The 15,450-nt window shown below is 67.7% G+C and carries 11 protein-coding genes and 1 tRNA gene; 7 read left to right on the top strand and 5 right to left on the bottom strand.

The window, feature by feature from the left end; all coding sequences use genetic code 11:
- Positions 1–119: 119 nt before the first annotated feature.
- The 4 genes from gltB (at position 120) to HCT51_RS08140 (ending at position 8,120) form a co-directional block, all read left to right on the top strand.
- On the top strand, positions 120–4,736 hold the full coding sequence (gene gltB, locus HCT51_RS08155; protein WP_166871924.1) for a glutamate synthase large subunit: 4,617 nt from the start codon (positions 120–122) through the stop codon (positions 4,734–4,736).
- A complete protein-coding gene (locus HCT51_RS08150) occupies positions 4,729–6,186 on the top strand; it encodes a glutamate synthase subunit beta (protein WP_166871927.1) in 1,458 nt (485 codons plus the stop codon). Before gltB ends, HCT51_RS08150 begins: the two co-directional genes overlap by 8 nt.
- Before the next feature lie 35 nt (positions 6,187–6,221).
- A complete protein-coding gene (gene pyk / locus HCT51_RS08145) occupies positions 6,222–7,664 on the top strand; it encodes a pyruvate kinase (protein WP_166871930.1) in 1,443 nt (480 codons plus the stop codon).
- A gap of 144 nt (positions 7,665–7,808) precedes the next feature.
- Complete coding sequence (locus tag HCT51_RS08140) at positions 7,809–8,120, top strand: rhodanese-like domain-containing protein (protein WP_166871933.1); 312 nt, start codon at positions 7,809–7,811, stop codon at positions 8,118–8,120.
- A gap of 171 nt (positions 8,121–8,291) precedes the next feature.
- Here the strand turns inward: HCT51_RS08140 and HCT51_RS08135 are convergent, their stop codons facing one another.
- The 3 genes from HCT51_RS08135 to HCT51_RS08125 all read right to left on the bottom strand — a co-directional run bounded on the left by HCT51_RS08135 (position 8,292) and on the right by HCT51_RS08125 (position 11,066).
- The gene (locus HCT51_RS08135) at positions 8,292–9,998 is read right to left on the bottom strand and encodes a DUF5671 domain-containing protein (protein WP_224760734.1); all 1,707 of its coding nucleotides are present in this window, start codon (positions 9,996–9,998) and stop codon (positions 8,292–8,294) included.
- Complete coding sequence (locus tag HCT51_RS08130) at positions 9,995–10,483, bottom strand: LpqB family beta-propeller domain-containing protein (RefSeq protein WP_166871936.1); 489 nt, start codon at positions 10,481–10,483, stop codon at positions 9,995–9,997. Before HCT51_RS08130 ends, HCT51_RS08135 begins: the two co-directional genes overlap by 4 nt.
- Positions 10,484–10,559: 76 nt before the next feature.
- Positions 10,560–11,066 carry a 2'-5' RNA ligase family protein gene (locus HCT51_RS08125; protein WP_166871939.1) on the bottom strand — a complete coding sequence of 169 codons (507 nt, stop codon included), beginning with the start codon at positions 11,064–11,066 and terminating at the stop codon, positions 10,560–10,562.
- A 189-nt stretch (positions 11,067–11,255) separates the two neighbouring features.
- On the opposite strand from HCT51_RS08125, the gene HCT51_RS08120 reads away from it, so the two are divergent.
- Complete coding sequence (locus HCT51_RS08120) at positions 11,256–11,402, top strand: hypothetical protein (RefSeq protein ID WP_166871942.1); 147 nt, start codon at positions 11,256–11,258, stop codon at positions 11,400–11,402.
- A gap of 12 nt (positions 11,403–11,414) precedes the next feature.
- On the opposite strand, the gene HCT51_RS08115 is transcribed toward HCT51_RS08120, so the two are convergent.
- Positions 11,415–11,495, bottom strand: a tRNA-Leu gene (locus HCT51_RS08115).
- 39 nt (positions 11,496–11,534) lie between these two features.
- Here HCT51_RS08115 and HCT51_RS08110 point away from each other — a divergent pair.
- Positions 11,535–12,137 carry an ANTAR domain-containing response regulator gene (locus HCT51_RS08110; RefSeq protein ID WP_166871945.1) on the top strand — a complete coding sequence of 201 codons (603 nt, stop codon included), beginning with the start codon at positions 11,535–11,537 and terminating at the stop codon, positions 12,135–12,137.
- Between the two features lie 62 nt (positions 12,138–12,199).
- Here HCT51_RS08110 and HCT51_RS08105 read toward each other — a convergent pair whose 3' ends face one another.
- Positions 12,200–12,631, bottom strand: coding sequence for a PaaI family thioesterase (locus tag HCT51_RS08105; protein WP_166871948.1), 432 nt, complete (start codon positions 12,629–12,631; stop codon positions 12,200–12,202).
- 51 nt (positions 12,632–12,682) lie between these two features.
- Between HCT51_RS08105 and polA the strand changes: the two genes are divergently transcribed.
- Positions 12,683–15,358, top strand: coding sequence for a DNA polymerase I (gene polA / locus HCT51_RS08100; RefSeq protein ID WP_166871952.1), 2,676 nt, complete (start codon positions 12,683–12,685; stop codon positions 15,356–15,358).
- The last annotated feature ends 92 nt before the right edge of the window (positions 15,359–15,450 follow it).

The raw sequence follows: 15,450 nt of genomic DNA, 5'->3' as shown, positions 1-15,450 counted from the left end.
TCCGTCGGCGATTCTCACCAGGAACACCGCACCAGCGCAGCACTTCGATAGAGGCGCGCTTCTTCGTCAACGAGGGCCAGCGACGTCCCTACAGCTTCAACTCGTGAGGACGGATCCAGATGGCATCCACGCCACCTTTTGACCGTGTCAGCACCGCGCCGTCCAGCGCGCCCACCCGGAGCGCGCCGTTCAGCACCGCGCCGGAGGCGACTGGCCTGTACAACCCCCGGTTCGAGAAGGACGCCTGCGGCCTGGCCATGGTCGCCACGCTCCGCGGCACCGCCGGGCACGACATCATCGACACCGCCCTCGGTGCGCTGCGCAACCTGGAGCACCGCGGCGCGGTCGGCTCCGACGCGGGAACCGGCGACGGCGCCGGCATCCTGAGCCAGATGCCCGACGCGTTCTTCCGCGCCGTGCTCGACTTCACGCTGCCGGCGATGGGCCGGTACGCCGCCGGAATCCTGTTCCTGCCGACCGACGCCGACGCGCGGGCCACCGTGAAGGCCGGCATCGAACGCATCGCGGAGGAGGAGAACCTCACGGTCCTCGGCTGGCGTGAGGTTCCGGTGAACCCCGACGTGCTCGGCACGCTTGCCCGTGACGCGATGCCCGCGTTCGAGCAGCTGTTCGTCGCCAGCGCGCTCGGCGCGGACGCCGCCGCGATCCCCAGCGGGATCGACCTCGACCGCCTGGTCTACCGGCTGCGGAAGCGCTCGGAGCGGGAGCTGCAGGCATACTTCACCTCGCTCAGCTCACGCACCATCACCTACAAGGGCATGGTCACCACGCTGCAGCTGGAGCCCTTCTACCCCGACCTGAGCGACGAACGGTTCGCCTCCCGCCTCGCGCTCGTGCACTCCCGCTACTCCACCAACACCTTCCCGTCCTGGCCGCTCGCCCAGCCGCTGCGGATGATGGCCCACAACGGCGAGATCAACACCGTGCAGGGCAACCGCAACTGGATGCGTGCCCGCCAGTCCCAGCTCGAATCAGAGCTGCTCGGCGACATCCGCCCCCTGCTGCCGATCATCTCCGACGGCGGCAGCGACTCCGCCTCATTCGACGAGGTGCTCGAGCTGCTCACCCTCTCCGGCCGCTCCCTGCCGCACGCGATGATGATGATGGTGCCGGAGGCCTGGGAGAACCAGGAATACAGCGACCCGGCCCGCCGCGCCTTCTACGAGTTCCACTCGATGCTGATGGAACCGTGGGACGGCCCCGCCGCGCTCACCTTCACCGACGGCTCCATGGTCGGCGCCACCCTCGACCGCAACGGGCTGCGCCCCGGACGCTTCCTCGTCACCGATGACGGCCTGGTAGTGCTGGCCAGCGAGATCGGCGTCATCGACGTCGACCCCAGCAAGGTGGTGCGCAAGGGCCGGCTGCGGCCGGGACGCATGTTCCTGGTCGACACCGTCGCCGGACGCATCATCGAAGACGACGAGGTCAAGGCCGAACTTGCCTCCGCCGAACCGTGGGGCGAATGGCTCGACGCCGGCCGGATCAACCTGAAAGACCTGCCGGATCGGGAGCACATCGTGCACACCCCGGCATCGGTCACCCGCCGCCAGCGCACCTTCGGATACACCGAAGAAGAAGTGCGGACGCTGCTGACCCCGATGGCCCGCACCGGCGCAGAGCCGCTCGGCGCCATGGGCTCGGACACCCCCATCGCGGTGCTGTCGAAGCGCCCCCGCCTGCTGTTCGACTACTTCGTGCAGCAGTTCGCGCAGGTCACCAACCCGCCGCTCGACTCGATCCGCGAGGCCGTGGTCACCTCGATGAGCCTCGGCCTCGGCCCGGAACGCAACCTGCTGTCGGCCGGCCCCAAGCACACCCGCCAGGTGATCCTCGATTTTCCGGTGATCGACAACGACGAGCTGGCGAAGATCCAGCACATCGACCCGCGGCCGGGCAACCGGGTCACCCGCACCATCCGCGGCCTGTACCGGTTCGACGCCGGGCCGGACGCGATGGAGCGCCGCATCGAGGCGATGTGCGCCGAGGCCGACGAGGCGATCGCCGACGGCGCAGAGTTCCTGGTGCTCTCGGACCGCGACTCCAACAAGGACCTTGCCCCCATCCCGTCGCTGCTGATGGTCGCCGCGGTGCACCACCACCTGATCCGTCAGGAGAAGCGCCTGCGGGTCGGTCTGATCGTCGAGGCCGGCGACGTGCGCGAGGTGCACCACGTCGCACTGCTGATCGGCTACGGGGCATCCGCCATCAACCCGTACCTGGCCATGGAGAGCTGCGAGGACCTGGTGCGCCGCGGCGTCATCACCGGGGTCACCGAAGACCAGGCGGTGCACAACGTGATCAAGGCGCTCGGCAAGGGGGTGCTGAAGATCATGTCGAAGATGGGCATCTCGGTCGTCAGTTCCTACGCCGGCGCGCAGGCGTTCGAAGCGGTCGGCCTGAGCCGCGGCTTCATCGACCAGTACTTCACCGGCACCACCACCCAGCTCGGCGGCGTCGGCATCGACGTGATCGCGGCCGAGACCCTCAGCCGGCACACGTCCGCGTACCCGGAGGACTCCGCGGCACTCGCGCACGAGCGCCTCGCCACCGGCGGTGAATACCAGTGGCGTCGCGACGGCGCCCCGCACCTGTTCAACCCCGAGACGGTGTTCCGGCTGCAGCACTCCACGCGCACCCGCCGCTACGACGTGTTCCGCGAGTACACCAAGCTCGTCGACGACCAGTCGGAACAGCTGATGACGCTGCGCGGCATGTTCAAGTTCCGCTCCGACCGCAAGCCGGTACCGATCGACGAGGTCGAGTCGGTGGAGTCGATCGTGAAGCGGTTCTCGACCGGCGCGATGAGCTACGGCTCCATCTCCGAAGAGGCGCACACCACCCTCGCGATCGCGATGAACCGGCTCGGCGCCAAGTCGAACACCGGCGAGGGCGGAGAGGATGTCGCGCGCCTGCTCGACCCGGAACGTCGCAGCAAGATCAAGCAGGTGGCGTCCGGACGATTCGGCGTCACCAGCCTGTATCTCACCCACGCCGAGGACATCCAGATCAAGCTCGCCCAGGGCGCCAAGCCCGGCGAGGGCGGCCAGCTGCCGCCCACCAAGGTGTACCCGTGGGTGGCCCGCACCCGGCACGCCACCGCCGGGGTCGGCCTGATCTCCCCGCCGCCGCATCACGACATCTACTCGATCGAAGACCTCAAGCAGCTGATCTTCGACCTGAAACGGGCCAACCCGTCCGCCCGGATCCACACCAAGCTGGTCAGCCAGTCCGGAATCGGCGCGGTCGCCGCCGGCGTCGCCAAGGCGCTGTCCGACGTGATCCTGGTCTCCGGCCACGACGGCGGAACCGGGGCAAGCCCGGTCAACTCGCTGAAGCACGCCGGCACCCCGTGGGAGCTGGGCCTGGCCGAGACCCAGCAGACGCTGATGCTGAACGGCATGCGCGACCGCGTGATGGTGCAGGTCGACGGGCAGCTGAAGACCGGCCGTGACGTGATCATCGGCGCGCTGCTCGGCGCGGAGGAGTTCGGCTTCGCCACGGCACCGCTCGTGGTGTCCGGCTGCATCATGATGCGCGTCTGCCACCTCGACACCTGCCCGGTGGGCGTTGCCACCCAGAACCCCACCCTGCGCAGCCGGTTCACCGGAAAGCCGGAGTTCGTGGTGAACTTCTTCGAGTTCATCGCCCAGGAGGTGCGGGAGTACCTCGCAGAACTCGGCTTCCGCTCGATCGAAGAGGCCGTCGGCCACCACGAGGTGCTCGACACCGATGGCGCGATCGACCACTGGAAGGCGTCGGGCATGGACCTGGCCCCCATCCTGGTCGGCCCGCAGTTCGCCGAGAACGAGCCGCGCTCCCACGCCCGCGAGCAGAACCACGAGCTGGAGAAGCACTTCGACAACCAGCTCATCGCGAAGGCCGCGAGCGTGATCGAGAACGGCGGGCGGATCAGCATCGAGCTGCCGATCCGCAACACGGAACGCGCGGTCGGCACCATGCTCGGCCACGAGGTCACCAAACGCCACGGCGAGCACGGGCTGCCGGCCGGGTCGATCGATATCACGCTGACCGGTTCTGCCGGCCAGTCGTTCGGCGCGTTCCTGCCGAGCGGTATCACGCTGCGGCTCGAGGGTGACTCCAACGACTACGTCGGCAAGGGCCTCTCCGGCGGTCACATCGTGGTCCGCCCCGACCGCGGCAGCGTGTTCGCCGCCGAACGCAACGTCATCGCCGGCAACGTCATCGGCTATGGCGCCACCCAGGGCAGCATGTTCATCCGCGGCGTCGTGGGGGAGCGGTTCCTGGTGCGCAACTCCGGAGCCACCGCGGTGGTGGAGGGGGTAGGCGACCACGCGCTCGAGTACATGACCGGCGGGCTCGCCGTGATCCTCGGCGTGACCGGCCGCAACCTGGGCGCCGGCATGTCCGGAGGCACGGCGTACGTCTACGACCTGCACGCCGACCGGGTGAACCGCGAGTCTCTCGCCTCCGGCGAACTGGACCTGTTGCCGCTCGGCAGCGGCGACGTGGAGATCGTCACCGACCTGCTCACCCAGCACCATCTGGAAACCGGTTCGGTGCTCGCCGAACGCCTGCTCGCCAACCTCGACGACACCATGGACCGGTTCGTCAAGGTGCTGCCACGCGACTATGCCGCGGTGATGGCCATCCGTCAGGAGGCCGTCGACGTGGGAACCGACCCCGACGGCGACGTTGTCTGGGGCAAGATCTTGGAGGTGACCGGTGGCTGATCCCAAAGGTTTTCTGAAAACCACCGAACGCGAGTTGCCCGCCAGGCGCCCGGTGTCGGTTCGGCTGATGGACTGGAAAGAGGTCTACGAGCAGGGTGACCCTGCCCAGTTGCGCCGCCAGGCCGGACGTTGCATGGACTGCGGCGTGCCGTTCTGTCACCAGGGCTGCCCGCTCGGCAACCTGATCCCGGAATGGAACGACCTCACCTGGCGCGGCGAGGGCCGCGACGCCATCGACCGCCTGCACGCCACGAACAACTTCCCGGAATTCACCGGGCGGCTGTGCCCGGCGCCCTGCGAGGCGAGCTGCGTGCTCGGCATCAACCAGCCGCCGGTGACCATCAAGCAGGTTGAGGTGTCGATCATCGATGACGCCGTCGCCAACGGCTGGGTGACTCCCATCCCGCCCTCGCGCCTGACCGGGAAGACCGTCGCCGTCGTCGGCTCCGGACCGGCCGGCCTCGCCGCCGCGCAACAGCTCACCAGGGCGGGCCACACCGTGGCCGTGTTCGAACGTGACGACCGCATCGGCGGTCTGCTGCGGTACGGCATCCCGGACTTCAAGATGGAGAAGAAGCACCTCGAGATGCGCCTGGCGCAGATGAAGGCGGAGGGCACCCGGTTCCGCGCCGGAGTCGAGATCGGCGTCGACATCAGCTGGCCAGAGCTCAAGCAGCGGTACGACGCGGTGGTGGTCGCCACCGGCTCCACCGTGCCCCGCGACCTGGCGATCCCCGGCCGTGACCTGCTCGGCGTGCACTTCGCCATGGACTACCTGGTGCAGCAGAACCGCGTGGGCGCCGGAGACAGTGTCGAGAACCAGATCAGCGCGGAGGGCAAGCACGTCGTTGTGCTCGGCGGCGGTGACACCGGCGCCGACTGCATAGGCACCGCCCACCGGCAGCGCGCGCTGAGTGTGACCAACCTCGCGATCGGCAAGCAGCCGCCAGAGGAACGCACCGCCGACCAGCCGTGGCCGATGTACCCGAACCTGTTCGAGGTGCAGAGCGCACACGAAGAGGGCGGCGAGCGGGTGTACCTCGCCTCGACCGTGGAGTTCCTGGCCAACGAGGCCGGTGAGGTTCGCGCCATCCGGGTCGCCGAGACCGAGTATCTCGACGGTCGCCGGGTTCCGAAGGCCGGCACCGAGCGGGAGATTCCCGCGGACCTGGTGCTGCTGGCGCTCGGCTTCACCGGCGCCGAACCGGAGACGCTCGACGCGCAGCTTGACGTTCCGTTCGACTCGCGGGGTAACGTGGAGCGGGACGGGCAGTACCAGACCAGCGAACCCGGCGTTTTCGTCGCCGGGGATGCCGGTCGCGGTCAGTCGCTCATCGTGTGGGCCATCGCTGAAGGGCGGGCCGCGGCATCCGCAGTTGATCGGTATCTGGAAGGGGACACGCAACTGCCGTTCCCGGTCAGGCCGACGGACCGTTCCATCACCGTGTGACAGCCCACATCTACCACCACCACTGTTAGGAAGTCATGAGACGCGCGAAAATCGTCGCCACCCTGGGGCCAGCAACCTCCAGCTACGAAGACATCAGGGCGATCATCGAGGCGGGCGTCGATGTCGCCCGGATGAACCTCAGCCACGGCAGCTACGCCGTGCATGAGGAGGTGTACGTCAACGTGCGGAAGGCCGCAGAGGATGCCCACAAGCCGGTCGCCGTGCTGGTCGACCTGCAGGGCCCGAAGATCCGCCTGGGCAAGTTCGAGAACGGCCCGCACCAGCTGAACGTCGGCGACATCTTCAAGATCACCACCGACGACATCACGGGCACCAAGGAGATCGTCTCCACCACGTTCAAGGGCCTGCCGGGCGACGTGAAGCCGGGAGACTACCTCCTGATCGATGACGGCAAGGTCAAGGTCAAGGTCATCGAAACCGATGGGGTCGTCGTCACCACCGAGGTGATCGTTGCCGGTGCGGTGTCGAACAACAAGGGCATCAACCTGCCCGGCGTTGCGGTCAACGTGCCCGCGCTGTCGGAGAAGGATGAGGCCGACCTGCGCTGGGGCCTCCGTCTCGGCGCCGACTACATCGCGCTCTCCTTCGTGCGGAACGCCGCAGACGTGGAGCGCGTGCACGAGATCATGGCCGAGGAGGAGCGCAAGGTTCCCGTGATCGCCAAGATCGAGAAGCCGCAGGCGGTCGATGCGCTCGAGGAGATCATCGACGCGTTCGACGGCATCATGGTTGCCCGCGGCGACCTGGGCGTCGAACTGCCGCTCGAGGCGGTGCCGATCGTGCAGAAGCGCGCGATCGAGCTGTCCCGCCGCATGGCGAAGCCGGTGATCGTGGCCACCCAGATGCTCGAGTCGATGATCAGCAGCCCGATTCCGACCCGGGCGGAGACCTCAGACGTCGCCAACGCGGTGCTGGACGGTGCAGACGCGGTCATGCTGAGCGGCGAGACCAGCGTCGGCGCATACCCGGTGATCACCGTGCAGACCATGGCCCGGATCGTCGAGTCAACCGAAGACCACGGCCTGGAGCGGGTTCCTCCGCTGGGCACCAAGCCGCGCACCCAGGGCGGGGCCATCACGCTGGCCGCCGCCGAGGTCGCCGACTTCGTCGATGCCCGCTACGTCTGCGTGTTCACCGAGTCCGGTGACTCTGCCAGACGGATGTCGCGACTCCGGTTCAAGATCCCGATGAAGGCCTTCACCCCGGATGCCGGCATCCAGCGCCGCATGTCGCTGACCTGGGGCATCGAGGCGTTCCTCGTGGAACGGGTGACCCACACCGACGCCATGTACCACCAGGTGGACGAGATCCTGTTGGCCGAGGGGCTCGCCGAGATCGGCGACAAGGTCGTGGTGATCTCCGGATCGCCTCCCGGAATCCCCGGCTCGACCAACGACCTGCGTGTGCACCGCATCGGCGATGCGCTGAACGCGGTCGCGCCGGCCTGGGCCAAGTAGCGCCATAGCGGCGGTCGCGACCGCCGGGCAAACCTACGAGCGCCGCTGTTTTTGCAGCGGCGCTCGTTTGTTTCTGCGGCGCTCGGGGCGACGGGAGGCCAGCCCTCAGCGTCGGTCGAGTACCGGTCGAGTACCCTTGAGCTGATGAACGAGATCACCGTTACCGACCTTGCCGCGCTCGGCCCCGCCGCCACCATCATCGACGTGCGTGAGCAGAACGAGTACCAGGCCGCCCGGGTGGAGGGCGTGACGCTCATTCCGCTCAGCGAATTCCAGGAGCGGATCGGCGAACTCCCGGCCGACGAGACCCTGTACATCATGTGCGCGTCCGGCGCCCGCAGCGCCCGCGTCGCCCAGTACCTCGAACAGAACGGCATCGACGCCGTGAACGTGGTCGGCGGCATCCAGGCCTGGCACGCCGAGGGCCTTCCGGTCACCGTCGGCACCGCCGCGTAGCGCAAGTTCAGGATGCGCCGTCCGCCCGCGGCTGCGGCGGCGCGTTTGATCCACCTCGTCGTGATTGAGCCACCGCGCGGTGGCTCAACCACGACAAACTGGCTCAGAAGCCGAGGGCACGCGCCGTGAGCCGGAAGCGCCCCACTCTCGGCGACCTCCGGCTCGAACCGGTCAGCGTGCGGCGGGGACGACCTCGATCCGGGTTCCCGGGCCGACCAGCACAAACACCTCGTCGCCGGTGACGCCGTCAAGCGCCCGGACAAGCTGAGCGGCGTCGGCCCCGGCCCCGGCTCCGGCTTCGGCACCGGGTCCCGCACCAGCACCCGCACCGACTGAGGCCGCGACATCCGTTCGTCTCCACACGGTGACGGCGGCGCCGGTGGCATCCCTGATCAGCCGCACCGCTGCCTCGGAATCGCCCGCGGTGACCAGCGTCACGTGGCCGATGGTGCGCGGACGCACCGGGGTAGCGGCGGCAATAGCCGCCCGGTCGCGCCGCCAGATACTGAAGTGGTACCCCGACACCAGCGCGGTGGCGACGAGCAGCCCGAACGGGGCGCGCACCCGGTCGAGCAGGCTGCCCGCCTGATCCACGTCGAAGAGGAACTCGAAGATCCGGAACCCGATCACCAGCAAGGCGATCAGGGCGACCACGGCACTCAGCCCGAACACCACGATCAGGTACACCCGGCGGGCGGGGGAGAGGGTGTCGGTCCCGCGCCAGAACAGCCACCACACCGGCGCGCCGACAATGAGCGAGCTGATGCCGCCGAGCAGCAGGGTGCGGGTGTCGGTGCCGGCGAGCGTCGGGGTCACCGCACCGAGCGTCGCATTCACGATCACGCCGACCCCGGATGCCGCGAACACCAACGCCACACCCGACGTGATCAGCCGGGCAGCCTGCCGAGCAGCGTCCGACCGCTCCGGCAGGACAGCGCGGTGGTAGAACCACACCAGCGCTCCGACCAGCGCGGCCGCGATCGCGGGCGCGAGCGGCTCGAGCAGCACCCGGTTCGGCTCGGAGCGATCGAACCCGAGTCGCAGCAGCACCCAGAGCACCACGCCGATACCGCCGAGCGTCAGGATGCTGGGAATGAGCACCCCGAACCCGATCACGGCCACGTCGGAGAGCACCGTGCGTAGCCGCCGTGCCCCCGACCGAACCCAGTGCCACCACCAGACGATCGCGCCGCCGACCGCCCACACCAGTGACTGCAGTACCGGTTGCCACCACGGATCGCCGACCGCCCCGGCCCCGGCAGAGCCGAGGATGGCTTCGTCGAGCAGGCTGCTGAGCGCCGTGATGGCACCGCCGACGCCGACCGCGAGCCCGAACGTGAAGCCGACGACATCCGGAACGCTGGACAGCCGGGTGGGCGCCTTGCCCGGGTGCCGCAGCATCCACCGATGCCAGGCCCAGACCGCGGCCCAGACCAGTCCGGTCGCGAGGTCGCCCGGCCGCCAATCGCCCTCGATCAGGGATGCCACGGTGGCAAGCAGCGCCGTCGTGAAGGTAATCAGCGAGACGGTGTACATGCCGGCGAGGTACAGCCCCCACGCGAGCGACGATCGCTCGGCCCGGTCGTCCAGACGTTTCCACACGAACCACCACAGAATCGCCGCGAGCGGCCCGGCGATCAGGGTGAAGGCGAATGACCTGGCCAGCTGGGAGGAGCCTCCGCCGACGATCACCTCGGTGGAGCCGAGCAAGCGCTCAAGCAGGCCGCTTACGCCGATCGCCGCGGTCACCACCAGCGCGAACAGCAGGATGTAGACGACCAGCCGGCGCACCGTGCGCTGCGCCGAGCCCGCAGAGGAGTCGGAAATCTGCGGCAGCGCCGTCACGTGATCACCTCGGTGTTCGGGCAGATCGCTCACTTGGTCACCTCGGTGTTCGGGCAGATCGTCAGTTGCCACGGCGCCGTGTCGACCAACCAGTCGCCGTTCTGTTTCACCAGGTCGAACACCTCGTCGACCTCATACTCCGACGGGCCGAAGGGGCCACTGTCGAACGAGGTCACGATCGTCACCCGCACGTCGGCGGACTCGTCGCGCTCGGTCGTCGACACGAGCGTGACACGGATGTCGTCGGTGACCGGCCGCTCGAACTGGTCGCACCCCTCCCGAGACCCTGCGGTGAGGTAGGTCATCGCCTCGGCTTCGTCGCCCGCGATGACCGCCGCCGAATAGCGCTGCACCACACCCTCGGGAGTGGACGCATCCAGCAGCTCTGGCTCGCCGCGTGAGAGCACCACCACCAGCGCGATCACGACCAGGGCGCCGATGATCGACAGGATCACGATCAGGCTGCGGTCACGCCCGGGCTTGGCCTCGGCTGCGGGAGGGGGAACCTCTGTGCTCATGGTCACATGATGGCAGTTGGACGCTGTCGCATGGTGGTATCAGATTCAGGATGTCGCGGTGCCGCACCAGCGGCGGTCAGGAGGTCGCGGTGCCGGACTTCGCGTGCCGCCCCAACGCGATGGTGGCGAGCACGGCCCGTCCACCGGGCGACTCCGCCGGGGCCATATCGACCAATGCGATCTGGGTCAGGCGCAGGCGGTCACCCTCGTGCACCCGACCGTGGTGCTTCTCGGTGACGTGGGCTCGGAATCGCCCGCCGGTGAAGGCGGTCTGGTTGGGGACTGCGGCGAACGGACGCACCGCATCCACGAGGGTGCCGTGCAGGGCGGTCAGCTCGGGATTCTCGACGAGCACCGTGACCGGCACGGTGCGCCGCCGCCCGAAGAGGTCGTGGTGGCCGGCAACCACGGTGAGAGGGGACTGGCGGGATGTCGCGGCAGTGATCGTCGCCGCGATGTCGGCGGGCTCCGCGTAAGTGAGGAACGGCGCCAGCACGGTGACGTGCAACGGCCAGTCCCGCACCGCGAAACGCTCGCCCGCGGTGAGCGGCGTCAGCGGCAGAACCACGACCAGTCGCGACATGCGCCGAGTCTAGGTGCCCGCACCAGAAACCGACCAATGGAGGTGAAAGTTCATCAGTCCCGCTAGGCTCCGATCGTGCATCACGCACCCCCGAGGAGGAAGCCGATGAAGACGGACGCCCCGTCCCGTTCCACCCAGGACAGCCAACAAGTGACTGCGCCGAACAGCGCTAGGCGAATTCTCTGGGGATTGGCAGCCTTCGTTATCGCGGCCGGCATCGGCATCGTGATCTGGGCGAGCGCCACGATTCCCCACTATGACCCGCACCTAGATGCCAACCTGAGCACCATCTTCGGGAGCAGCGACTGGCTGTCGTATCTTCACGCGCCACGCTAGCCCTACAGGAAGTACCGGTGGTGGGACTCGAACCCACACGTCTCTCGACAAAGCATTTTGAGTGCTCCGCGTCTGCCATTCCGCCACACCGGCTCGCCACAACGATGGCAACAATACCGTAGGCTCTACTGCGTGAACGACCAGGAAACAACACCAACTGCCCCGCGTCGCGTCGTCGTCGCTGAAGACGAGTCACTCATCCGCCTCGACATCGTCGAGACCCTGCGAGACAACGGCTTCGAAGTCGTCGGCGAGGCTGGTGACGGTGAAACGGCAGTGGCCCTCGCCACCGAGCTCCGCCCCGACCTGGTCATCATGGATGTCAAGATGCCCCAGCTCGACGGGATCTCCGCGGCCGAGCGACTCAGCAAGAACCACATCGCTCCCGTGGTGCTGCTGACCGCGTTCAGCCAGAAGGAACTCGTGGAGCGCGCCAGCGAAGCCGGCGCCCTGGCTTACGTGGTGAAGCCGTTCACCCCGAACGACCTGCTACCGGCGATCGAGATCGCGCTCAGCCGGTACCAGCAGATCATCACCCTCGAAGCCGAAGTCGCCGACATGGTCGAGCGGTTCGAGACCCGCAAGCTCGTCGACCGGGCCAAGGGCCTGCTCAACGAGAAGATGGGGCTTACCGAGCCCGAGTCGTTCCGCTGGATCCAGAAGGCGTCGATGGACCGCCGCCTGACCATGCACGACGTCGCCCAGGCGATCATCGAGCAGCTCAGCGCCAAGTAGCACCCAGCAAGGTTCAGGCCGCGCGACCCTTCGGGGACGTGCGGCCTTCTTACTGCGCGCTCCTACGCTGCGCGGTCCTTCAGGATGTTCGTCATCCGCACCGTCGACAGCCGGTTGCCTTCCTCGTCCCGCACCACGATCTCGTGAGTGGCGAGGGTTCGTCCGAGGCTCAACGCCGTGCAGGTGGCCACCACGTAGCCGCTGGTCACCGCACGGGAATGCGTGGCGTTGATCTCGATTCCCATTGCGATCCGGCCGGGCCCGGCGTGGATCGCCGAGGAGATCGAGCCGAGCGATTCGCCGAGCACCACGTGCGCTCCGCCGTGCAGCAGGCCGATCACCTGGGTGTTGCCCTCAACCGGCATCCGCGCCACCGAATGCTCGGCGGACAGTTCGAGGAACTCGATGCCCATCTTGTGAGGCAGCGCCCCACCGCCGGAATCGACGAGCCGTTCGATGAGTTCCGGGTCGAGGTGGGCGGGATACGTCGTCATCGGCTTCCTTCGCTGAACGGGGCTGTCGGCAGCCGCCTATAGGCTGTTTCGGTGTCGGATTCCGAAAAGCCTACCCTCCTGATCATCGACGGCCACTCCCTGGCATTCCGGGCGTTCTACGCCCTCCCGGTCGACAGTTTTGTCAACCGCGAGGGGCAGCACACCAATGCCATTCACGGCTTCATCTCCATGCTGATCCTGCTGCTGCAGAACGAGAAGCCCACCCACCTGGCCGTCGCCTTCGACATCTCCCGGTACTCGTTCCGCACCCGCGAGTACGCCGAGTACAAGGGCACTCGCGGTGACACTCCATCGGAGTTCATCGGCCAGGTGCCGCTGCTCGAGGAGGCTCTCGCCGCGATGAACATCGTGACGATCTCCAAGGAGGACTACGAGGCAGACGACATCCTCGCCACCCTCGCCACCCGGGGCGCCGCCGAGGGCTTCACCGTGCTGGTTGTCAGCGGCGACCGCGACAGCATCCAGCTGGTGAACGACGATGTCACCCTGCTCTACCCCAACGCGCGCGGCGTCTCCGAGCTGAAGCGATACGACCGGGAGGCCGTGCTCGAGCGCTACGGCATCGAGCCGGAGCAGTATCCGGATGTCGCGGCCCTGGTCGGCGAATCCAGTGACAACCTCATCGGCATCGACAAGGTCGGCGAGAAGACCGCGGTGAAGTGGATCAAGCAGTACGGCGGGCTCGACGGCATCCTCGAGCACGCCGAGGAGATCAAGGGCGTCGTCGGCCAGAAGCTGCGGGAGCAGAAAGACAACGCCATCCGCAACCGCAAGCTGAACCGGTTGGTGACGGATGTCGAGTTGCCGGTCGGCCCCGCCGATCTGGAACGGCAGCGCATCAACCCGGACGCGGTGCGCGAGATCTTCGACCGGCTGCAGTTCCGCACACTGCTCGAACGTGTGATGAAGATCGCCGCCGCGGAAGGCACCACCGACGAGATCGGTCACCCGGCGACGATCGTGGAGCCCCCGGCGGAGAAGACCGCGCCGGTCATCCGCACCCTCGTCGACGAGGAACTGGGCCAGTGGCTGCAGAAGGCGTCCCAGAACGGCAGCGTTCCACTCGGCGTGCAGCTGGAAACCGGCCCGAACGGCCTCACCGGCATCGGCATCGCGTCACCGCACGACTCCGCCTACGTGCCGTGGGCGCCCGGTCGCCCCGACTACACCGCCCTCGAGCGGTGGCTGGCGAGCGAATCGCCGAAGTACCTGCAGAACTCCAAGCGTCAGGTCAAGATCCTGAGCGAAGCCGGTCTGCCGCTGGCCGGAATCGCCTTCGACACCGCCCTCGCCGCCTGGCTGCTGAAGCCCGGCAGCAAGGCGGAGAGCCTCGAAACGCAGGTCTACGACTACCTCGGCGAGACCCTGCCGCAGGCCGACCCGAACCAGCTGCTGCCCGAGGCCACGGTGAGCGTCGCGACCGAAGCCTGGCTCGTTCTGCGCATCGCCGACCACCTGATCGAGCAGCTCGACACCGGTTCGCGGCGCGTGCTCGACACCATTGAACTTCCGATGGTCTCCGTGCTCGGGCAGATGGAACTCACCGGCGTCTCGGTGCGTCGCGACATCCTGACCGGCCTGAAAGAGAGCCTGACCCTGTCGGCCGCCGACTACGCCAAGCAGGCGTACGCCGAGATCGGCCACGAGGTGAACCTCGGCTCACCGAAGCAGCTGCAGCAGGTGCTGTTCGACGAGCTGAAGATGCCGAAGACCCGGGCCAACAAGACCGGATATTCGACGGATGCCGCGTCGCTGGCCGATCTGCAGGAGAAGTCCCCGCATCCGTTCCTCGGCCTGTTGCTGCAGCACCGCGACGCCACCAAGCTGAACCAGATCGTCGACTCGCTCGACAAGGCGGTAGCCGCGGACGGCCGCATCCACACCACATACGACCAGACCGGCACCAGCACCGGCCGCATCTCGTCGAATGACCCGAACCTGCAGAACATCCCGATCAAGACCGAGATCGGCAGGCAGATCCGCTCGGCGTTCGAGCACGGTTCGGAGTTTGAGACGCTGCTCACCGCCGACTACTCGCAGATCGAGATGCGCATCATGGCGCACCTGTCCGGCGATGAGGGCCTGATCGCGGCGTTCAACGCGGGGGAGGACCTGCACCGGTTCGTCGGCTCCAAGGTCTTCGGTGTCGACCCCAGCGAGGTCACCGCGCTGATGCGCACCAAGGTGAAGGCGATGTCGTACGGGCTGGCGTATGGGCTGAGCGCGTTCGGTCTGTCGAAGCAGCTGCGCATCGAGACATCCGAGGCCAAGGAACTGATGGCAGGGTACTTCGAACGCTTCGGCGCGGTGCGCGAGTACCTGCGGAACGTCGTCGCGCAGGCGCGCGTCGATGGCTACACCGAGACCATCTTCGGCAGGCGTCGGCCGTTCCCCGACCTGAACTCCAGTAACCGGGTGCTCCGCGACAACGCGGAACGCGCGGCGCTGAACGCACCCATCCAGGGTTCGGCGGCGGACATCATGAAGATCGCGATGCTCGGCATCGCCGACGACCTGCGCGGCCAGGAACTCAGCTCCCGCATGCTGCTTCAGGTGCACGACGAACTGATCTTCGAGGTGGCGCCCGGTGAGCTCGACCGGGTCACCGCGGTGGTGCGCACGCGCATGGGGTCCGCCGCCGAGCTGCTGGTGCCGCTGGACGTGCAGATCGGTACCGGCGCGAACTGGGATGCCGCCGCGCACTAAACGGCAGGCCGCGTAACGCTCACCACAACAATCGCGGGCGCCGCGATCCGGATGCTTGACAGTCACCCCCAAGAGGACTTGTATCGACCCAC

Origin of the sequence: Salinibacterium sp. ZJ450 (genome assembly GCF_011751885.2) — a bacterium.
Classification (GTDB): domain Bacteria; phylum Actinomycetota; class Actinomycetes; order Actinomycetales; family Microbacteriaceae; genus Ruicaihuangia.
Note: the sequence above shows the minus strand (reverse complement) of the source record. Positions and strands in the feature narration are given on the sequence as shown.